Genomic DNA, 20,588 nt, shown 5'->3' on the forward strand with positions numbered 1-20,588 from the left:
CGCCGTCGTCCACAACGCCCTCGAATGCCGTTCTGTGGATAACCCGGCCGGTCATGGCACGAGCACCTGGGAGGCGAGGGCGACGACGACGGGAACGATGCCGAGGCAGACGAACGCCGGCAGGAAACACAGGCCCAGCGGCGCCACGGCAAGGACTCCGACCTTCCGAGCGGCCGCTGCGGACAGCGCCCGCGCCTCCTGGCGAGCGTCGGCGGACAGCCGGGTGAGGACGTCGGCGACCGGCGCACCGCTGAGCGCGGCACGGGTCATGGCACGGGCGAGCGGGGCGAGCGCGGGCTCGGCCGCTGCCACCGCCCACGCCTCCTCGGGGTCGGCGCCGAGCATGAGCCTTCGCCCCACCGCCGCCAGGATCTCCCCGAGCGGGCCGCCCATCGCCTCGGCGACGGCCTCGACCGCCGCCCGTGTCGGCTGACCGGCGCGAAGGCAGGCCGCCAGCATCTCCGCGGCGAAGGGGAGATCGGCGATCAGGCGCTCGCGTCGTCGACGCGCTTCGACCGGCTCGCGTCGGCGTGCGAGTACCACGACGGCCGCGGCGACCGCCGCACCGGCCGCGAGGCCGAGCACACCGCCGATGCCGACGGCACCTGCGACCCCGCATGCGGCCGCTTGCACCCAGATGCGCACGCCCGGCCCTTGCGGCCGACCTTCATCCCTGTGGGCCGTCCGCTCGCCCGGCGTATCCGCCTGTGCTGCGGCGCGGAGTCGCAGGAGCCGGTCACGGGCAAGGTTCGGGGACGGCCAGACCAGCACCGCGGCCGCGATCAGGATGACGGCGAGTACTCCGGCGATGGTGCGCCCTCCCTTCTCCTGCTCTTGGTCGTTCGTCTCTCTTCGCGGGAATGCGCCCGAACGCGATGTCGGATCGGTGCGCGGCAGCCGGGTCCGCTCCCCGGCCGGGCTGCGTTGCAGTCCGCGGTGGCTCTGTGTCGATGCGCCCGGTCCTGCACAGTGCGCCGTCCGCGAGGACAAGGGCCTCTGCGGCTCGGAGCGGCCTCTTCGGAGGTCGGGACCCGGTCAGGTTGAGGCGGTTCTCTCCGCCGCGGCGACCATGCGGCGGATCCACACGACGCCCGCCACGTCGAGGGCCGCTCCCGCCAGGAGGCACGCGAAGCCGGCAGGGCCGCCGAAGAGGAATCCGAGGGGATCCATGCCGAGGCCGACGGCCATCAGGATGCCGAGCACGGGAAGGCCGGCGAGGAGCCGTACGGTGGCGCGAGGCCCGGCGAGCTGAGCGGCGAGATCTCTGCGGTGGGCCTCGGACTCGCGCAGTGCGACGATCACGCCTTCGACGAGCTCGGTCAGGCTGCCGCCGACCGCGGTGCTCACCCGCCAGCAGGCCGCGAGCCGTCGCAGGCCCTCGGCACCGGGTGTCCTGGCCGCCTCGGCGAGGGCCGCGGGAACGTCGCCGCCGTCCCTGGCGGCGGCTGCGACCGGGCGGAGGACGGCCGGTTCGGGCGGGGCGACGGCGGTCACGGCGCGGCAGAGGGCATCCTCGGCGGACCGGCCCGCCGTGAGTTCGGCCATGAGCGCCTGGCACAGCTCGATGCAGGCCTTGCGCCACGCGTCCGCCTCCTTTCCGGCCCGCCCGGGCCAGGCCAGGCGCCGCAGCCGGACGATCGCCCCGGCCGGCCACCCGCGCCAGATCGGCGTGGCCGGAGGAGAGGTCAGCTCCCGTAACCGCACACGCTCCGGCGACGGGCCGCAGGCCACCCACGCCGCGAGTCCGGCCGCCACGGCGGCCACAAGTTCCATCACCGCCTGCGGCCTCCCCAGGCTTCGCCGGACCCGCCCGGGCGAACCCGGGCCACGGCGGTGAGGTACGCGCCGTTCGGCTTGCCTGGCGGGGGCGGTCCGATGCGGCCGACGCCGGGAGAGGCGGCAGGGCGGCCGGGCCGGCCGGTAGTGGTACGGCGTCGGCGCGGCAGGGCCGACCGCCTCGGTACCTGCCGAGCCTTCATCGCCCACGGCCTCCGCGCGATCCGGACGGCGCCCCGAACAACCCGGCGATCGCGGGCAGGCGGGCCGCCAAGACGGGGAAGGCGGGGCCTGGTACGGGTGGACCCGATGGGGGGAAGGTCAGGGCCGGGGTGGCCTCGACGAGGCCGTCGGGACGGCGGCAGAGCAGGCAGATCTCCGAGAGCCGCCTGCGGCCGCCGCGGGGGTCGCGGACGAGGTGGATGACGACGTCGAGGGCGGCGGCGATCTGGCTGTGCACGGCTTCGCGGGACAGGCCCGCGGCGCAGGCGAGTGCCTCCAGGCGGGCGGGCACGTCGGCCGCGGTGTTCGCGTGGAGGGTGCCGCAGCCGCCCTCGTGACCCGTGTTGAGGGCACCCAGCAAGGTCACCACCTCGCTTCCGCGCACCTCGCCGACCACGAGACGGTCCGGACGCATGCGCAGGGCCTGGCGGACCAGATCGTACAGTTCGACACCGCCTTTGCCCTCCAGGTTGGGCGGGCGGCATTCCAGGCGCACCACGTGCGGGTGGACGGGCCGCAGCTCCGCCGAGTCCTCCACGATGACGAGGCGCTCCGCCGGGTGGACGAGGGAGAGCATGCTCGACAGGAGCGTGGTCTTGCCGGTGCCGGTTCCGCCGGTGACGAGGAAGGCCAGCCGGGCGGCGAGGATCTCCGCGAGCACGCGTGCGCCCGGGCCGGGGACGAGCTCGTCCAGGGTGAACACGCGCCGCGACGGCAGGCGCAGGGAGATGCAGGTGCCGTCGACCGCGATCGGCCGCAGCACCGCGTGCAGCCGGATGCCGCCGGGCAGCCGGGCGTCCACGTAGGGGCTGGCGTCGTCGAGGCGGCGGCCGGCGCTCGCGGCGAGCCGCTGGGCCAGCCGCCTCACGTCGTCGTCGCCGGGGAAGGTGATGGAGGTGCGGCGCAGGCCGCATCCGTCGTCGGCCCACACCTCGCGCGGGCCGTTCACCAGGATGTCGGTGACGCCGGGCTCGGCCAGCAGCGGCTCGAGCGGCCCGGCGCCGATCAGGTCGGCGTGCAGCGCCCGGGTCACCGCGAGCACCTCGGCGTCGCCGATCACCGCCCGTTCGGCCCGCAGGGCGGCGGCCACCTGGGCGGCCGTCGGCTCGGCCCCGGCACGCGCCAGCCGTACCCGGACCGCCTCGACGAGTTCGGCGGGGATCGCGGGCGACCGGTCGGTCCGGTGTTCCCGCGGCCCGGCCTCCGGATAGGTCATCACGGTCATACGGCGGCCTCCTCTCGGCGGAGCGTGTCGAGGAAGGCGGCGCAGAAGCCGCCGAGGGGCGTGCGCGGGGAGAGGGGCGGGGCGTCGCCGCGGTCGAGGGCGGCGGTGAGGCCACGCTGGTCGGGTATGCGGCCCGCGCACGGCAGGTCGAGGCAGGAGGCGGCGACGTCGGGGTCGAGCGGGCGGCCGCGCAGCACCGCGCGGATGTCGTGGGTGTGGCGGCGCAGCACGAGCAGGAGCTGGCCGGAGGCGAGGACGCCGCGCAGGTCGGCGGGGACGACGAGCAGGGTGGTGCGGGCGCGGGCGAGCGCCTCGGCACCGCCGGGGTCGATGTGGCGCGGCAGGTCGACCACGACCAGGTCGCAGCCCCGCCGCGCCGCGTCGAGCACGGTGCGCATCGCCTCCGCCGGGATGGGCGTCGGATCGCCGCGGTGCCAGGACAGCACGGTCAGCGGCCCCAGGCCGGGCAGGGCCCTGCGGAGGGCGGCGAAGCTCACCCGTCCCTCCCGGCCGACCACGTCGGGCCAACGCGCGCCCTCCGCCCGCTCCTGGCCGAGCAGCACGTCGATGCCGCCGCCTAGGGGATCGGCGTCGACGAGCAGGGTGCGTGCTCCGGCCCGGGACGCGTACAGCGCGAGGGAGGCCGCGAGCACGCTCGCGCCGGCGCCGCCGCGGCCGCCCACCACGCAGACGATCCGTCCGTTGCGTGCGGCCGGCTCGGCCGCCTCGGCGAACGCGTCCACCAGATGCCGTTCGGCGGCGGGTAACTCCAGGACACCTTGGGCGCCGACCGCGACACAGCGGCGCCAGACATCCGGGTTCTCGGGTTCGCGCGTCACCAGCAGCACGTCCGATCGCCGTGGCGGCCCGAGCGCGGCCACCGCGTCGGCGAGGTCGGCGCCGACCACCACGAGGGGCGCGGGCAGCCAGTACGGCCGGGCGTGGGCGGCGGCGTGCGCGACGTCGAGCTCCACTCCGGCGGCCGCCGCGATCCGGAGAAGGTCGTCGAGCAGCTCCTGATCGTCGGTGATGACGAGGGGACGGTTCATCGGTGCCTCCCGGTGCGTGGGAGGTCCACCATCCGTCATCGCGGAATCGGCCGGAGTTCCCGAACCGGATTCTGTGGATAGTGCTTTACCTGTGGAAAAAAGGGGCGACCCCCGCCGGGGGGGGAGAGCGGGGGTCGCCGAACGGTCCGGCTCCGGGGGGGTAGAGCCGGTCCCGTTGTTAGAAGAAAGCTTTCAACACCTCACCACTACATGGCAAGACGCCTGCAAAGTCATCGAGGCACGACCAAGGAACGTCCATGACGCAACTTGTATGCTGCCCGATCCCCCGATGTTTCGTCGAGCGGCGTGCCGTATTTTCACCGCCTTTCCGTCTCCGGCGGCCCGGCCGACGGTAAAGGTCTTGCTCCAGGGGGTTCCCAAGGGCCACGGTCCGACGTAGAAAGGTGGTACGGACAGAGCGTCCGGGTACGGCTACCGGGTACCCACGCGCGACCAGCCGCGGGAGGCGCGTCGAGCAGGGCTTGTCCCACTCAGACGGATTGAGGTGCACGCTTGGTAGCCCGGCCAGACGTACCGGCGACGGCGTCCCGCGCCAGGGACGCCGTTCGCTATGCCGGCGCGCGCCCCATTGCACGGGTTTACCTCTCTCCCGTTCCACCGGTGAATCGAAACGCCGCCGTATTGGGGACCGCGTGGCCCTCTTCCCGCCCCCGGGCACACCGAGCCGATCGGACCGCCAGGCCCCGGAGACGCCGGCGTGAGGCGGCCACGGCCGCACGAGCGTCGACGGCCGCGGTCCGGGCGCCGCGCGACCGTGCGCGCCGGGGCACGGACCTGCCGTTTCGCTCACGACTCGCTCCCTGACCTGCATCGACGGCTCGGTGGACACCGCATCGGCGCGGACTCCCGGCGAAGACGTGGGCCCGCACCGTTGATCATGACGGAAGGCGGCGGTCACCACCAACCGGGATGTCCACTATATGAGCACCAATCATCTTTGTCGTGTCAAGTGGCGAAACCCGGGAAGTCGCCCCGTTCGGAATCACCGGCCCCGGCGGTTTCTCCCCCGACCGGCCGTACCGGACGGCGCCGCCGTACCGCCGGGATCCCGATCTTCGGAGAGCGGCAAAGATGTTCGTATTCCGCGCCGTACGGTTAACGGAACTGAACCGGTGCAGCGACGGTACGTGTTCCGCTTTCCGGCACCGCCCGTGATCGGTTCGCGTTCCGGCAGGAAGGGCCGGGAACGGGCGGCCGAAAGCGCCGCGCCGCCGTCACCCGGCACCGTTCCGTCAGCGCGACATGGCCTCGCAGACGGCCGTCGCCTCACGCGCCCCGAGAACCACGGCCGAGGCGCAATGTTGTATCCAGGACGCCACACCTTCCGGCGTTCCCGACAGATAACCGCGAAGGTTTCGTGCATAGGCGTCGCCGAGTTCCACGTGCCCGACCTCCACCGCCACCAGCGACTTGGGATCCAGCCCGAACTCGGTGTAGGTGAGCCGCTCCGCCGCCCGGGCCACCACCCCGTCCGCCACGCCGAACGGCCGCAGCACGACCAGCTCGGCGTGCACGATCGCGCCCAGCACGAGCGCGGGCGTGTCGTCGGCCGCGGTCACCAGTCGTGCCAGCGCGTCGACGCGCGCCGCCGCCACCTCGGCCGAGGGCGCGGGGCCGAGCCCCAGGGGATCCGCCTCGGTGGGCCCCTGCCGGGGACGGCCCAGCTCCGGCTCGTCCGCGATGCCCACCGCGGCCACGGTGTGCAGCCGGGCCAGTACCTGCCGGGGAGCGGACCGCCAGGTCCTGCCGAGCCGCGCCGCCTCCGCCAGCGCGCGCAGCGCCCCCTGGGTCACCGGATCCGTCGCCTCGCCGCGCCGTACCGACTCCAGCGGGTTGTCCACACCCTCCAGGGCCGCCGACGCGCGGGCGCCGCGCAGCACGGACTCGGCCGAGACCTCCGGGCTGCGCCGTCGCAGGGCGCGGTGCCGGTAGAGCCGGTCGACCGCCTCCCGGGCCTCGCGCACCGCCTCCGGCACCCCGGGCAGCTCGGCGAGCGCCGCCAGCGGCCCGCGTCCGTTCCCGCCACCCGTCCTCGATCGCCCGTTCGTCCCATCGCTCAGCACGGTCATCGACCCTACAGGTGCCACTCACCGACCGGTTCATACCGTTGACCGAGGAGACAAGCCCGGGTCTTCCGTCCCTCTTCCATTTGTCATGGGATAGCGGGTATGACACTCGAACCGCTTCCACTACGCCCTGCGGTCGCCTCGTACCGGCCGCCGGGCACGGAGGCGGCCCTTGTCCGCCGCAGTGGGTAGCTGCTGGAGTGGGAGCCCCACCCACACCGCATACACGAGGCATGTAAGGAGTACGTCGTGGCCCCGGACACCCCTGGTCGCCAGACCCAAGAGACACTCTCCAACCTGCTGCAGGAGACTCGTCGATTCGACCCGCCGGCCGACCTCGCGGCCCAGGCGAACGTCAAGGCCGACGCCTACGAGGAGGCGGCGGCCGACCGGCTGAAGTTCTGGGAGCAGGCGGCCGAGCGTCTGGACTGGGCGGAGCGCTGGCACACGGTGCTCGAGTGGAACCCGCCGTTCGCCAAGTGGTTCCTCGGCGGCAAGCTCAACGTTGCCTACAACTGCGTCGACCGCCACGTCGAGGCGGGCAAGGGCGACAAGGTCGCCTACTACTGGGAGGGCGAGCCGGAGGGCCACAGCCGGGTCATCACCTACGCCGACCTGCAGCGTGAGGTGAACAAGACGGCGAACGCCCTGCTCGAGCTCGGCGTCCGCAAGGGCGACCGTGTCGCGATCTATCTGCCGATGATTCCCGAGCTGCCGATCTCGATGCTCGCCTGCGCGCGGATCGGCGCGATCCACTCGGTGGTCTTCGGGGGCTTCTCGGCGTCCGCGCTCGAGGGGCGTATCAAGGACGCGGACGCCAAGATCGTCATCACCGCCGACGGCGGGTTCCGTCGCGGCAAGCCGAACGCGCTCAAGCCGACCGTGGACGAGGCCCTGGCCAACTGCCCGGGCGTCGAGCGCGTGGTGGTCGTCAAGCGCACCGGCGAGGACGTGCCCTTCGGCGAGAAGGACATCTGGTGGCACGACCTGGTGGACCGGCAGAGCGACAAGCACGAGGCCGAGCCGCACGACGCCGAGGATCCGCTGTACATCCTCTACACCAGCGGTACCACGGGTAAGCCGAAGGGCATCCTGCACACCACCGGCGGTTACCTCACCCAGGTCGCCTGGACCCACTGGGCCGTGTTCGACCTCAAGCCGGAGACCGACATCTACTGGTGCACGGCCGACATCGGCTGGGTGACCGGGCACTCCTACATCGTGTACGGCCCGCTCGCCAACGGCGCGACGAGCGTGATCTACGAGGGCACGCCGGACACGCCGCACCGTGGCCGCTTCTGGGAGATCGTCCAGAAGTACAAGGTCACCATCTGCTACACCGCGCCCACCGCGATCCGCACCTTCATGAAGTGGGGCGACGACATCCCCGCCAAGTTCGACATGTCGAGCCTGCGCGTGCTCGGCTCGGTGGGCGAGCCGATCAACCCCGAGGCGTACGTCTGGTACCGCGAGCACATCGGCGGCAACCGCTGCCCGGTGGTGGACACCTGGTGGCAGACCGAGACCGGCGCCATCATGATCACCCCGCTGCCGGGCGTCACCTCGGCGAAGCCGGGCGCGGCGATGCGGCCGCTGCCGGGCATCGTCGCCGACGTGGTCGACGACACCGGGCAGAGCGTGCCGAACGGCGGCGGCGGCTTCCTGGTGATCAAGGAGCCCTGGCCGTCGATGCTCCGCACCATCTGGGGCGACGACCAGCGGTACATCGACACCTACTGGTCGCGCTTCCCGGGCATGTACTTCCCCGGCGACGGCGCCAAGAAGGACGAGGACGGCGACCTGTGGCTGCTCGGCCGCGTGGACGACGTCATGCTCGTCTCCGGCCACAACATCTCCACCACCGAGGTCGAGTCGGCCCTGGTGTCCCACCCGAAGGTCGCCGAGGCCGCGGTCGTGGGCGCCACCGACCCGGTGACCGGGCAGGCCATCGTGGCCTTCGTCATCCTGCGCGGCGACGCCGGCGAGGGCCCCGAGCTCGCCAAGGACCTGCGTGACCACGTCGCGAAGACCCTCGGCCCGATCGCGAAGCCGCGGCAGATCCTGGTCGTGCCCGAGCTGCCGAAGACCCGTTCCGGCAAGATCATGCGGCGGCTGCTTCGGGACGTGGCCGAGAACCGCTCGCTCGGTGACGTCACCACGCTCACCGACAGCAGCGTGATGGATCTGATCAAGCAGAAGCTGCCGACCGCCAAGAGCGAGGACTGAGCAGCCTGATCCAGGGCGACGCCCGGGCCACCGAGAACCCTCGGAGAGGCCCGGGCGTTCGTCTGTCCACAGGCCGGGCGGTTGTCCACAGATCGAAACGACCGGGTCGCGTCATCCCAGGGGAACGGGTAGGTGTTAGGGCAGCCTGCCGCGGAAGCCACCGTTTTGCGCGCGTGCGCGTGACGGTCGTGACGCAGGATGATGTCCGAGGCAGCTTGTCGATAGGAGTCGGATATGGCCACACCGCCCTCCCAGCAGGAGGAGTCGCTCGGCACCCTCGTCGCCCAGGCGACCGAGCAGATCTCGGCACTGGTGCGTTCCGAGATCGAGCTGGCGAAGGCCGAGCTGAAGTTCGACGCCAAGCGGGTCGGCACCGCGGCGGGCCTGTTCGGCGCTGCCGCGTTCATGGCCCACCTGTGCCTGATCCTCGCCTCGTTCGCCATCGCGTACGCGCTGGTGGCGCTCGGCGTCTGGCAGTGGGCGGCGTTCGCGCTGGTGACCCTCCTCTATCTGCTCGTGGCCGGGGTGCTCGTCCTCATCGGTGTGCGGCGGCTGAAAGGGCTGACCGGCATGCGGCGCACCACCCGCACCCTGAAGAGCCTGCGGGGAGGGAGCGACGCCGCGGCGGTGACCTCGGGCACCGAGGAGCAGGTGAAGCCGTGATCGCGTCGGCTGCGGCATCGCCGGACGAGTCCGAGATCCAGTTCGACGGGCCGTGGACCCACCGCGCCGTGCACGCGAGCGGCACGCGCTTCCACGTGGCCGAGGCGGGCGACGGGCCGCTGGTGCTGCTGCTGCACGGCTTCCCGCAGTTCTGGTGGGCCTGGCGGCACCAGATCACCGCGCTGGCCGAGGCCGGCTACCGCGCCGTCGCCGTCGACCTGCGGGGGTACGGCGCGAGCGACAAGCCGCCGCGCGGGTACGACCTGCCCACCCTCGCCGCGGACGCGGCCGGGTTGGTCCGGGCGCTGGGCGAGACGCACGCGACGGTCGTCGGGCACGACTGGGGCGGGCTGCTCGCCTGGACGATGGCCACGCGCTACCCCAAGGTGGTGCGCCGTCTGGTGGCGGTGTCGGCGCCGCATCCGCTGCGGCTGCGCGCGTCGCTGTTCACCGACCGCGGGCAGGGCCGGGCGCTGCGGCACGCGCTGATGTTCCAGCTGCCGTTCCTGCCCGAGCGCAGGCTCACCCGAGGGCTGGTCGAGCAGCTGCTGCGCCAGTGGTCGGGGCCGGACTGGCCGGAGCCGGACGTCGCCGCGCGGTACGCCAAGGCGTTCCGCATCCCGCACGTCGCGCACTCGGCGCTCGAGTACTACCGCTGGTTCGGCCGTTCCCAGCTGCGGCCGGACGGCCGGAGCTACGCCCGCAAGATGCGCAGGCAGATCGAGGTGCCCACGCTGCAGCTGCACGGGGCGCTCGACACCTGCATCCTGCCGCGCACCGCGCAGGGCTCGGGCCGGTACGTCGCCGCCCCCTACCGCTGGCGGCTGCTGGAGGGGGTCGGCCACTACCCGCACGAGGAGCGCCCCGAGCGGTTCACCACCGAGCTGCTCGGCTGGCTCGCCGACCCGGAACCGGAACGCTGAGCGGCGGGCAGGGGCCAGGCGCCTGCCTCGGGCGGTATGCGCTGTAGCGGGCGGTGGGTGACGGCGCCGACCGCGCCGTGGCGCATCGGTCACGGGCATCATCGGGCCGACGCTAAGGTGCCGGTTCGGCCCGAGCACAAGGGCGTGCGGGCCGTACGGGACAGGAACGGCCCGGCGAGGGGCGTGGCAGCGCGGTGCGGCGGCCACCAGGGGTGATCGGCGGCACAGTGGCGTGGCCGGGGACCGCCAGGGCCGGGACGCAGGCCACCGATCGTGATCGCCGCCTGGGGCGACGGCGGTGAGGCTCAGGCGTCGCCGGGAAGTGGGCCGAGGTCGTGACCGTTGGCACGGACCAAGGGTTCGGCAGGGAACGGCCAGCGACCCAGGGACGGAGAATCAGGGGCGGACGTGGACAGGAACGCAGATCGGGACGTCGCCGAGGACCCCCACGGGACCATCCGCGCGGACGCCTCTGGCGGCGGGATTCGCCATCGCTCCGGTGACGGGAGCGCCGGCCGACCCGGCGGCGGCGTGGATGGGGCGAGGGCCGAGGACACCGCCGTCGGCGGCAACGTCACCGGCCACGTCGGCGGCGGAGACCCGGCGAGCGGTACCGGCAAGGGCCGTGGCGGGCGCGTGGAGAGGGACCGGGATGAGGCCGGGCGACCGCGGAACGCACGCCCTCGGGATGCCTTCGGACGCCCGTTGCCGCATGGTGCGAAGGGGATCGAGCGGGTGCCCGACGACTACGCTCCGAGCGCCGAGGAGGCCGTCAGAGCCGCGATCGGCCATCTTGACGACGGGCATCCCTTCCTCGCCCACGAGGTGTTCGAGTCGCGCTGGAAGTGCGGGCCCGCCGAGGAACGCGACCTGTGGCAGGGCCTGGCCCAGATCTGCGTCGGGCTGACCCATCTCCAGCGCGGCAACACGACTGGGGCCGCCGCCCTGCTCACCCGCGGGGCCGACCGGGTGACCGCGTACGGCACGCGAGAGCCGTACGGGATGGATCTGGCCGAGACCGTCGGCGTCGCCCGCACGCTCGCGGGCTCGGCCACCGCCGCGGCCGACGCCATCGCCGCGATCCGCCGTGCCCTCCGGCCCGGTACGGCGGCCGAGACCGCAGGGCGTACGGCACAGCGTTGACGGCACGCCCGTCGCGCCCGGCCGACGTCGGCCGCGCACGGCACGCGAGAGCCGTACGAGATGGATCTGGCCGAGACCGTCGGCGTCGCCCGCACGCTCGCGGGCTCGGCCACCGCCGCGGCCGACGCCATCGCCGCGATCCGCCGTGCCCTCCGGCCCGGTACGGCGGCCGAGACCGCAGGGCGTACGGCACAGCGTTGACGGCACGCCCGTCGCGCCTGGCCGGTGCCTCCATCCGACGCAGAACGCCACTGAGGATGGCGAGGTACCGCAGGCCGCGAGGCCGACGCGCATGACGTCGCCACCTCAAGGGCGGTGGAGTGAGTCGTCGCGCGGGTCAGTCGCACTCCTGGGTGTCGACCCTCTGCACCGCGGTACGGCCGGCCTCGGCGTCGGGGGCGACCTCCTTGGCCGTCAGGGCGTAGCCGGTGTCCTCCCGGTCGGTGGCGGCGGCGAAGATCACGCCGTAGACCTCGCCCGTGGGGGTGAGCAGCGGGCCGCCGGAGTTGCCGGGCTGGACGACGCCGCGGATCGCGTACACTTCGCGCTCCACCTCGCGCCGGTGGTAGATGTCGGGCGCGGTGGCCGTCTGCTGCACCCGGATCCGGGCGGGGCGGGCGGTGAAGCCCTTGTCCTTGGGGAATCCGGCGATGATGGCGTCGTCCCGGGACTTGGCCGTGAAGTCGAACTCGAGGATCGGGGCCTGCAACGTCGGCACGTACAGCACGGCGACGTCGCGGGCGGGGTTGAAGAGCACCACCCGGGCGTTGTGCCGCCTGCCGGTGTGGTCGATGACCCGCAGCTCCTCCTTGACGCCCGCGACCACGTGGGCGTTCGTCATCACCCGCTGGTCGGCGTAGACGAATCCGGTGCCCTCGATGCGCTTGCGGCAGGCCGGGGCGTTGCCCTGGACCTTGACGATGGCGCGGCGGGCCCGGACGAGCTGCGCCCCCTTGAGCACGCTCCGGTCCGGGGGCGGCACCTCCACGAACCGGCCCGCGCCGATGTCGCTGAACACCTGCGGGAACTCCGAGGTGTTGACGAAGTCGCGGAAGGCGCCCTGCCAGTTCTTCGCGGCGCTCGGCATCATCTGGTCGACCGTGCGCAGCACGAGCGAGCCGTTGATCTGCTGGACGATCGGCTTGAACGGCGCGCTCACCAGCAGGGTGCCGATGAGCCAGGCGATGACGAGGACCGAGAGCGCGCTGGCGAGCGTGCCGCCCAGCGAGTCGACGATGCGGGCGGGCTCCCAGGTGACGTGGCTGCGGACGATCGCGCCGAGCGTGGACGAGGCGAACTGTCCGATGGTCGCGGACAGGAACACCACCACGATGGCGAGCAGGGCCTGCTCGGTGGGGCCGTCCACGATCGCGTGGGCGATCGGCGGGGCGATGAACACGCCGAGGACGGCGCCGCCGACGAAGCCGAGGAAGCTGAAAGCCCCGATGATGAAGCCCTGCCGGTATCCGGATATGGCAAAGGCGATCACCAAGCCGATGAGGATCAGGTCGAGGAGATCACCTTGCACGGTTACCACGGTAGCCAGCCGGACCACGCCTCGCGCGCCTGTTCTGGAACCTGAGAACATCTCAGGATCGCTCCGGCGGCCCGCCGATATGCCGACGACGACCGCCGTGCGGCATTTGTCCCCCAGCGAACGCGTTCCTCACCCGCCCCCCGCATCCGGCGGGCGGCGGCCACGACGGCAGGTCACCGGCCGGGTGTCGGGCCGCACCTGACAACCGGAGCGGCCGTACGCGACGTCGAAGGCCGGTGCCGGGCGACGGACCGGCTCGGCCACGCCCGGCCGCCGGGGGCCGTACCTCGCGTCCGGTCAGCGCGTGGCGAGGTCGAGGGCGTCGGGCGGGAGGTCCTCGATCCGGGAGCGGTCCCAGGGGCGTTCGAAGCCGGCCGCGGCGAGCACGCCGCTCAGCAGGCGGCCGGTGAAGCCCCAGACGAGCAGGCCGCGGACGCGGAAGGCAGGGCCGATGTAGCCGCTGGGGCCGCGCAGGCGCAGGCGGTTGCGCGGGTCGACCAGTTCGGCGATGGGCACGCGTTCGACGGCGTCGACCTCGTCGGGCGCGGCCGGGTGCACCGCGCAGGGCGTGTGCCACCAGCCCAGCACCGGGGTGACCCGGTTGGCGCTGCGCGCGACGTAGACCTCGGGCATGGTGCCCACGACGGTGACGCCCGACGGGTCGAGGCCGGTCTCCTCCTGGGCCTCGCGCAGGGCCGCGGCGATCGGGCCGTCGTCCTCGGGATCGACGCCGCCGCCGGGGAACGCGGGCTGGCCGGCGTGCACGCGCCCGCGGGCGCTGCGCTGGATGAGCAGCACGTCGGTCCCCTGCGGCCCCTCCCCGAACAGGAGCAGCACCGCGGCCGGACGCCCGCCCGTGGCCGGGGGCCGCAGCTCGGCGGGCACCGGGAAGTTCGCGGCCCGCCTGGCGAGCTCACGCAGCCAGTACGGCACGCCGCCGGGGCCGCCCGGCGCGGTGGCGGGCGGGTACGCGCCATCGGGAGCCGGGGCCGCCGCGCCGTACGGCACGGCCGCGCCCGCCCCGGGGGCGCCGGAACACGAGGCGCCCGGCCCGACCCGCGGGTGCCGGGGGCACCGGCCGGGCGCCGGGATCGAGGCGTTCACGTCGGTCATGAGAACGGTCCGCTCCTCACCAGCTTGGCCGCCTGGGCGGGGTCGGTGGGACCGGTGCCGAAGGAGGGGCAGAGCGCGGCGAGTGGGCAGACGCCGCACGCGGGCCGGATCGCGTGGCAGATGCGGCGGCCGTGCCAGATCACGCGGTGGGAGAAGATCGTCCACTCCTTCTTGGGGATGAGCTCGCCCACCTCCCGCTCGATCTTCACCGGGTCGGTCTGCCTGGTCCAGCCGAAGCGGGTGGTGAGCCGCTTGAAGTGGGTGTCCACGGTGAGGCCGGGGATGCCGAAGGCGTTGCCCAGCACGACGTTCGCGGTCTTGCGGCCGACGCCCGGCAGGGTGACCAGGTCCTCCATGCGCCGCGGCACCTCGCCGCCGAACCGCTCGCAGAGCGCCTGGCCCATGCCGATGAGGTTGTTCGCCTTCGCCCGGTAGAACCCGGTGGAGCGGATGATCTCCTCAAGCTCGGCGCGGTCGGCGCTCGCGTAGTCTTCGGCGCTCCGGTACTTCGCGAAGAGCACGGGGGTCACCATATTTACCCTTTTGTCCGTGCATTGCGCCGATAGGATCGTTGCTACCAGCAGTTCCAGTGGTGACCCGAAATCCAGCTCACAGTGGGCGTCCGGATAGGTTTCCGCAAGTATGCGGTTCATCCGGCGTGCGCGTCTGACCAGAGCAGGCCGGGACTCTCCGGCCGTAGGGGCGTTGCGGGGCACCCAGTTAGCCTACGCGGACCGGGGACGGACTGACCGCCGGTGGGGTGCGTCACAATTACTGATGACGTCCGGCCGCTCCCGGATCCGCGTGCGCGATCATACGCGAGGAGGCATCTGTGTCTGAGGATGTGCTGAGCAAGGCTCCGCTGTTCGCCGCGCTCGACCGGGAGAGCGCCGCCGCCCTGAGGACGAGCGTCACCGAGGTCCGCCTGGCCAAGGGGCAGACGCTGTTCAGCGAGAACGACGCCGGCGACCGGCTCTACGTGGTCCTCGAAGGCAAGATCAAGCTCTCCCGCACCGCCGCGGACGGCCGGGAGAACCTGCTGAGCGTGCTGGGCCCCGGGGAGATGTTCGGCGAGCTGTCCCTTTTCGATCCCCGTCCCCGTACGGCGAGCGCGATCGCCCTCACCGAGGCCCGCCTCGCCGGGCTCGGCCACGACGACCTCCGTCCCTGGCTGACCGGCCGGCCCGAGGTCGCGCTGCACCTGCTGCGCGCGCTCGCGCAGCGGCTGCGCCGTACCAACGACGTCATCGCCGACCTGGTCTTCACCGACGTGCCCGGTCGCGTGGCCAAGCAGCTCCTCGACCTGGCCGAGCGGTTCGGCCAGAAGACCGAGGAGGGGGTGCGCGTCCACCACGACCTCACCCAGGAGGAGCTCGCCCAGCTCGTCGGCGCGTCCCGGGAGACCGTGAACAAGGCCCTCGCCGACTTCGCCCAGCGCGGCTGGCTGCGCATCGAGGCGAAGGCGGTGCTCATCCTCGACAAGGAGCGGCTGCAGCACCGCTCCCGCTAGCCGGCGGCGCCGGCCACGCCGCGGCACCGCCACCGAGGCCCGATGCCGCCCGCCGTACCGAAGGCCGCACGTCCGCGCCGACGGGGTGCTCACACCCCGTCCAGGTAGTCGAGCTGTGCCCGCACCGACTGCTCCGCCGCGGGCCACAGGGACGGATCCACCTCGGCGTAGACGATCTCCACGATCTCCCGAGGCGTCCGGGCCCCCTGCTCCCGCGCCCGCCGGATCTGGTCGAGGCGCTCGCGACGGTGCGCGATGTAGGCGTCGAGTACCCCCACCGGGTCGTCGAGCACCGGACCGTGGCCGGGCAGCAGCGCTTTGGCCTCCACCGACTCCACCATCGCCCGCAGCCGGTCGAGCGAACGCAGGTAGTCGGCGAGGTTCCCGTCGGCCGCGATCACCGTGGTGCCCCGGCCGAGCACCGTGTCGCCGGTGAACACGGCGCGGTCCTCCGGTAGGTGGAAGCACAGCGAGTCGAACGAGTGCCCGGGCGTGCCCGCCACGCGCAGCTCCAGGTCGCCCACCGGTATGACGTCGCCGTCGGCGAGGCCCTCCGAGCCGAGCCGGTGGCGAGGGTCGAGGGCGCGTACCGGAGCGCCGGTGAGCTCCGCGAAGCGGGCCGCGCCGCCGCTGTGGTCGCGGTGCCCGTGGGTGAGCAGGATCGCCTCCACCCGCCGCCCCGCGAGCCGGTCGAGCACCCGCCGCAGGTGGCCCTCGTCGTCCTCCGGGCCGGGGTCGATGACGACCGCGCGGTCGCCGTCCGGGCGGCCGACGATCCAGGTGTTGGTGCCGTCGAGCGTCATCGGGGAGGGGTTGGGCGCGAGTACGGCCTCCGCGTTGGGGGTGCCGGAGCCGTCCGGCCCCGACGCCGGGATGCGCAGGCCGCTCACGCCCGCCCCTCCCGCACGCCGTCGCCGGCGGGCTCGGGGACGAGCAGCCGGTACACGCCGTCCTCCCCGCGCACGACCTCGGGGGCGACGGTGACCACGGTGCGCTCGGCGGCGAGCACCTTTCCCACCTCCGGGTAGGCGGCGATCTCGGCGATGGTGCGCCGGGTCGGGGGCATGAGGGTGATCTCGCCGCGCTCCGCGGCGGCGAGCGCGTCCGCGGGCCGCATCCAGGCCACCCGGTCGGCCTCTCCCCCGACGTCCCGGGTGCGCTGCCCGGGCGGCAGCGCGGCGACGAAGAAGCGGGTGTCGTAGCGGCGGCTCTCCACCCGCGGAGTGATCCACCGCGACCAGGGGCGCAGCAGGTCGGTGCGGAGCACGAGCCCGCGCCGCGCGAGGAACTCGGCGAAGGACAGCTCCCGCCCGATCAGCGCGAGCCGGTCCTCCTCCCACTCCGCGGTGTCGGCGACCACGGCGTCCGGCCGTGGCCCGGCGAGCAGCACCCCGGACTCCTCGAAGGTCTCGCGTACGGCCGCGCACACCAGGCCCCGCGCGGTCGGCTCGTCGCACCGCAGCGCGTCCGCCCACCATGCCGGGCTCGGCCCGGCCCAGGCGACCTCCCGGTCGGCGTCGCGCGGGTCGACCGCGCCACCGGGAAACACGTGCGCCCCGGCGGCGAACGCCATGCTCGCCGAGCGGCGCAGCAGGTAGAGCTGCATGCCGCCGGGCGCCCGCTCCCGCAGCACGACCACGGTCGCGGCGTCCCTGGCGGGCACCGGCTCGGCCCGGCCCTCCAGCACGTCCCGGGCGCGTCCGGTGAGCCCGTCAGGAAGCACGATTTGCTCCACTTTGGGCACCCCCATCCGGAGTATCCAACCGGACGCGGCCCCGGTTGGGCAACGGTCAGGCCGGCCGTACCTCGGCGATCAGCTCCACCTCGACCGGGGCGTCGAGCGGGAGCACGGCGACCCCGACCGCGCTGCGCGCGTGCCGGCCCGCCTCGCCGAACACCTCGCCGAGCAGCTCGCTCGCGCCGTTCAGCACCTGCGGCTGGGCGGTGAACCCGGGCGCGCTCGCGACGTACCCGACGACCTTCACGATCCGCACGATGTCCGACAGGTCCCCGGCCACCGACACGACCGCGGCGAGGGCGTTGAGGGCGCAGATCCGGGCGAGGTCGCGCGCCTCGTCCACGCCCACCTCCGCCCCCACCTTGCCGGTGCGCGGCAGCTTGCCGTCCACGAACGGGAGCTGCCCCGAGGTGTAGACGAAGCCGCCGGTCCGCACCGCGGGCACGTAGGCGGCGACCGGCGCCGGGACCTCCGGCAGCGTGAGGCCGAGCGCGGCGAGCCGCTCCCGCGGGTCCGCGGGAAGGTCGCTCACTGCTTCTCCCGCTTCATGTAGGCGACGAGCTGCTCCGGGTTCGGCCCCGGAACCACCTGGACGAGCTCCCAGCCGTCCTCACCCCAGTTGTCGAGGATCTGCTTGGTCGAGTGGATCAGCAGAGGCACCGTGACGTACTCCCACTTGCGCATGGAAGAACCCTAACGGGCACGCTGCGTGGTACGCCGCACCCTCCGGCGCGGGCGCGCGAACCGGCACCGGCCCGATGCGTATGTCCGCACGTATATCCCCACGTATCCCCCTGCGATCCGCTCGCGACGGTTGGGTAGCCTTCGAATGATGAGCGCTCGTGACACCGACTGGGACGGCGTGCGGCTGCACGTCGTCACCGGGAAGGGCGGCACCGGCAAAACCACGGTGGCCGCGGCACTCGCCCTCGCCCTCGCCGCGGGCGGGCGCAAGGTGCTGCTGGTCGAGGTCGAGGGCCGCCAGGGCATCGCCCAGGTCTTCGACATCCCGCCGCTGCCGTACGAGGAGCGCAAGGTGGCGGTCGCGCCCGGGGGCGGCGACGTCTACGCGCTCGCCATCGACCCCGAGGCCGCGATGCTCGAGTACCTCGAGATGTTCTACGGCATGCGCCGGGCGGGCCGGGCGCTCACCAAGCTGGGTGTGGTCGACTTCGCCACCACGATCGCGCCGGGGCTGCGCGACGTGCTCATGACCGGCAAGACGAGCGAGGCGGTACGGCGCCGCGACCCCGCGACCGGCCGCCGCGTGTACGACGCGGTGGTGCTCGACGCGCCGCCCACCGGGCGGGTGGTGCGGTTCCTCAACGTCACCACCGAGGTGGCCGGGCTCGCCCGGGTGGGGCCGATCAAGAACCACGCCGAGCTGGTGCGCGGGGTGGTCGCCTCGCCGGAGACCGCGGTGCACCTGGTGACGCTGCTGGAGGAGATGCCGGTCCAGGAGACCCTCGACGGCATCGCCGAGCTGCGCGCGGCGAAGCTGCCCACCGGCGGCATCTTCATCAACATGGTCCGGCCGGAGGAGCTGCCGCAGAGCGCGCTCGAAGCGGCGCTGAAGGGCCGGTTCGACGTCGAGGAGCTCGCGCTCGGGCTGAAGGCCGCGAACCTCGCCGACGGGGCGGAGGCACGGGCCCTCGCCGAGGCGCTCGCGGCCGAGGTGCTCGAGCACGCCCGCCGTACCCAGCTGGAGCGGCGCGAGCGGCGGCTGCTCGCGAAGACCGGGCTGCCGCGCTACGAGCTGCCCCTGCTCGCCGAGGGCGTCGACCTCGCCGGGCTGTACGAGCTCGCCGAGGTGATCCGGGAACAGGGCGCGGCCTGACCCGCCCTTGACCTTCGAGCGGCTGGTACGCGGCAAAACCGCCCGCCGTGTTGACCGGCCGTTTAGAAACTTGACCGAAGTACGCCGCGTCGCACCCGCCACCGCTGTTGAATGGAGGTGTGCGCGCGGGCCGCGGCGACGGCCTCGGCACCCGCGTCCAGGCGGGATGTGTTATGTCCCGAAACTTCCTCGTTGCCGGATTGTTGCCGGTTCATCCGAGCCCGGCGGCGGTTAAGCGGCACGATGAGCGGTAACAACGCGGTCAGCGGTGCGTGCGTGACGCACCCCCGACCGCGGTGATCGAGCGACGATCGATGAGGACATCGGTGAGCGGAACGAGCGCGATGACCGGTACGGCCGGGGGCCACACGATGCGGACGGCCCCGGCCCTGGACATCGACGCCATCCTCGACGACCCGCAGACCCGCATCGTCGTCTGCTGCGGCTCCGGCGGGGTGGGCAAGACCACCACGGCCGCCGCCCTCGGCCTCCGCGCGGCCGAACGCGGCAGGCGCGTGGTCGTGCTCACCGTCGACCCCGCCCGCCGGCTCGCCCAGTCGATGGGGCTCACCGAGCTCGACAACACTCCCCGGCTCGTGGCCGGGACCCGGGGCTCCGGCGAGCTGCACGCGATGATGCTCGACATGAAGCGCACGTTCGACGAGATCATCGAGGCACACGCCGACCCCGAACGCGCCCGTCAGATTCTGACAAATCCGTTCTATCAGTCCCTGTCGTCGAGCTTCTCCGGGACCCAGGAGTACATGGCGATGGAGAAGCTCGGCCAGCTGCGCCGTGCCGACGAATGGGATCTGATCGTCGTCGACACGCCGCCGTCCCGGTCCGCGCTCGACTTCCTCGACGCGCCCGAGCGGCTCGGCCGGTTCCTCGACGGCCGGCTGATCCGCCTGCTGACGGCGCCGGCCCGGGCGGGCGGCCGCAGCGCGTTCAAGCTGCTCAATGCCGGGTTCGGCTTCCTGGCCGGGGCGCTGACCAAGGTGCTCGGCGCCCAGGTGCTCAAGGACATCCAGACCTTCGTCAGCGCCCTCGACGCCGTGTTCGGCGGCTTCCGGCAGCGCGCCGAGCAGACCTACCGCCTGCTCCAGGCTCCCGGCACCGCGTTCCTCGTGGTCGCCGCGCCGGAGCGGGACGCGATGCGGGAGGCGTCGTACTTCGTCGAGCGGCTCGCCGAGGAGCGCATGCCCCTGGCCGGTCTCGTGGTCAACAGGGTGCACCGCTCCCCGGCTGCGGCCCTCTCCGCGGCCCGTAGCGCCGCCGCGGCGGAAGACCTGGAAGCTCGTGGCGAGCATGAGCTGACCGCCGCGGTGTTGCGGCTCCACGCCGGGCGGATGCAGCTGGCCGCACGGGAACATCGCGAGCAGGAGCACTTCATCTCGGCACACCCGACGGTGCCGATCGCACAGGTGCCCGCGATGCCAGAGGACGTCCATGATCTCGCCGGTCTCCGCGAGATCGGCGCGCTTATGGCCGCCTGATGGACGGCGGCAACTCCGGTCGGCCGGAACGGCGGCCACAATG

At 73.1% G+C, this 20,588-nt stretch carries 20 protein-coding genes; 8 read left to right on the forward strand and 12 right to left on the reverse strand.

Annotated elements, in window-relative coordinates; translation table 11 throughout:
* Positions 1–51: 51 nt before the first annotated feature.
* The 5 genes from FHX40_RS20665 to FHX40_RS20685 all read right to left on the reverse strand — a co-directional run bounded on the left by FHX40_RS20665 (position 52) and on the right by FHX40_RS20685 (position 6,362).
* Positions 52–771 (reverse strand): type II secretion system F family protein, encoded by a 720-nt coding sequence (locus FHX40_RS20665; protein ID WP_244941609.1) that lies wholly within the window; start codon positions 769–771, stop codon positions 52–54.
* A gap of 264 nt (positions 772–1,035) precedes the next feature.
* Positions 1,036–1,773, reverse strand: a complete 738-nt coding sequence (locus FHX40_RS20670; protein WP_142261151.1) for a type II secretion system F family protein — start codon at positions 1,771–1,773, stop codon at positions 1,036–1,038.
* Positions 1,774–1,975: 202 nt separating this feature from the next.
* Positions 1,976–3,214 (reverse strand): TadA family conjugal transfer-associated ATPase, encoded by a 1,239-nt coding sequence (locus tag FHX40_RS20675; protein WP_142261930.1) that lies wholly within the window; start codon positions 3,212–3,214, stop codon positions 1,976–1,978.
* A gap of 5 nt (positions 3,215–3,219) precedes the next feature.
* Positions 3,220–4,272, reverse strand: a complete 1,053-nt coding sequence (gene ssd / locus FHX40_RS20680) for a septum site-determining protein Ssd (RefSeq protein WP_142261152.1) — start codon at positions 4,270–4,272, stop codon at positions 3,220–3,222.
* Positions 4,273–5,525: 1,253 nt separating this feature from the next.
* Positions 5,526–6,362 carry a Fic family protein gene (locus FHX40_RS20685; RefSeq protein ID WP_229788514.1) on the reverse strand — a complete coding sequence of 279 codons (837 nt, stop codon included), beginning with the start codon at positions 6,360–6,362 and terminating at the stop codon, positions 5,526–5,528.
* A gap of 246 nt (positions 6,363–6,608) precedes the next feature.
* On the opposite strand from FHX40_RS20685, the gene acs reads away from it, so the two are divergent.
* From acs to FHX40_RS25215, 5 genes are all read left to right on the forward strand, one after another.
* Entirely contained in the window at positions 6,609–8,585 is a 1,977-nt protein-coding gene (gene acs, locus FHX40_RS20690) for an acetate--CoA ligase (RefSeq protein ID WP_142261153.1), read from the forward strand.
* A 234-nt stretch (positions 8,586–8,819) separates the two neighbouring features.
* The gene (locus FHX40_RS20695) at positions 8,820–9,248 is read left to right on the forward strand and encodes a phage holin family protein (protein WP_142261154.1); all 429 of its coding nucleotides are present in this window, start codon (positions 8,820–8,822) and stop codon (positions 9,246–9,248) included.
* A complete protein-coding gene (locus FHX40_RS20700) occupies positions 9,248–10,171 on the forward strand; it encodes an alpha/beta fold hydrolase (RefSeq protein WP_142261932.1) in 924 nt (307 codons plus the stop codon). Before FHX40_RS20695 ends, FHX40_RS20700 begins: the two co-directional genes overlap by 1 nt.
* Before the next feature lie 735 nt (positions 10,172–10,906).
* Entirely contained in the window at positions 10,907–11,314 is a 408-nt protein-coding gene (locus FHX40_RS20705) for a DUF309 domain-containing protein (protein WP_229788513.1), read from the forward strand.
* A gap of 60 nt (positions 11,315–11,374) precedes the next feature.
* Positions 11,375–11,515: a hypothetical protein gene (locus FHX40_RS25215; RefSeq protein WP_170198905.1), complete on the forward strand. Its 141-nt coding sequence runs from the start codon at positions 11,375–11,377 to the stop codon at positions 11,513–11,515.
* Positions 11,516–11,651: 136 nt separating this feature from the next.
* Here the strand turns inward: FHX40_RS25215 and FHX40_RS20710 are convergent, their stop codons facing one another.
* The 3 genes from FHX40_RS20710 to nth form a co-directional block, all read right to left on the reverse strand.
* A complete protein-coding gene (locus FHX40_RS20710) occupies positions 11,652–12,842 on the reverse strand; it encodes a MarP family serine protease (RefSeq protein WP_189136172.1) in 1,191 nt (396 codons plus the stop codon).
* A gap of 306 nt (positions 12,843–13,148) precedes the next feature.
* Entirely contained in the window at positions 13,149–13,784 is a 636-nt protein-coding gene (locus FHX40_RS20715; protein WP_229788572.1) for an NUDIX hydrolase, read from the reverse strand.
* A 176-nt stretch (positions 13,785–13,960) separates the two neighbouring features.
* The gene (gene nth / locus FHX40_RS20720; RefSeq protein WP_229788512.1) at positions 13,961–14,680 is read right to left on the reverse strand and encodes an endonuclease III; all 720 of its coding nucleotides are present in this window, start codon (positions 14,678–14,680) and stop codon (positions 13,961–13,963) included.
* 116 nt (positions 14,681–14,796) lie between these two features.
* Between nth and FHX40_RS20725 the strand changes: the two genes are divergently transcribed.
* Positions 14,797–15,474, forward strand: coding sequence for a Crp/Fnr family transcriptional regulator (locus FHX40_RS20725; protein WP_142261158.1), 678 nt, complete (start codon positions 14,797–14,799; stop codon positions 15,472–15,474).
* An 89-nt stretch (positions 15,475–15,563) separates the two neighbouring features.
* On the opposite strand, the gene FHX40_RS20730 is transcribed toward FHX40_RS20725, so the two are convergent.
* From FHX40_RS20730 to sp36, 4 genes are all read right to left on the reverse strand, one after another.
* Positions 15,564–16,364 carry an MBL fold metallo-hydrolase gene (locus FHX40_RS20730; protein WP_142261159.1) on the reverse strand — a complete coding sequence of 267 codons (801 nt, stop codon included), beginning with the start codon at positions 16,362–16,364 and terminating at the stop codon, positions 15,564–15,566.
* Positions 16,361–17,197, reverse strand: coding sequence for an NUDIX hydrolase (locus FHX40_RS20735; RefSeq protein ID WP_229788511.1), 837 nt, complete (start codon positions 17,195–17,197; stop codon positions 16,361–16,363). Before FHX40_RS20735 ends, FHX40_RS20730 begins: the two co-directional genes overlap by 4 nt.
* 67 nt (positions 17,198–17,264) lie before the next feature.
* Entirely contained in the window at positions 17,265–17,744 is a 480-nt protein-coding gene (locus FHX40_RS20740) for a RidA family protein (RefSeq protein WP_142261161.1), read from the reverse strand.
* A complete protein-coding gene (gene sp36 / locus FHX40_RS20745; RefSeq protein WP_142261162.1) occupies positions 17,741–17,896 on the reverse strand; it encodes a Sp36 family protein in 156 nt (51 codons plus the stop codon). The genes FHX40_RS20740 and sp36 overlap by 4 nt, the downstream gene beginning before the upstream one ends.
* A gap of 148 nt (positions 17,897–18,044) precedes the next feature.
* Between sp36 and bagA the strand changes: the two genes are divergently transcribed.
* Entirely contained in the window at positions 18,045–19,049 is a 1,005-nt protein-coding gene (gene bagA / locus FHX40_RS20750) for an ATPase BagA (RefSeq protein WP_142261163.1), read from the forward strand.
* 371 nt (positions 19,050–19,420) lie between these two features.
* A complete protein-coding gene (gene bagB, locus FHX40_RS20755) occupies positions 19,421–20,545 on the forward strand; it encodes an ATPase BagB (protein WP_142261934.1) in 1,125 nt (374 codons plus the stop codon).
* Positions 20,546–20,588 lie beyond the last annotated feature (43 nt).

The organism is Thermopolyspora flexuosa (assembly GCF_006716785.1).
GTDB classification, from domain to species: domain Bacteria; phylum Actinomycetota; class Actinomycetes; order Streptosporangiales; family Streptosporangiaceae; genus Thermopolyspora; species Thermopolyspora flexuosa.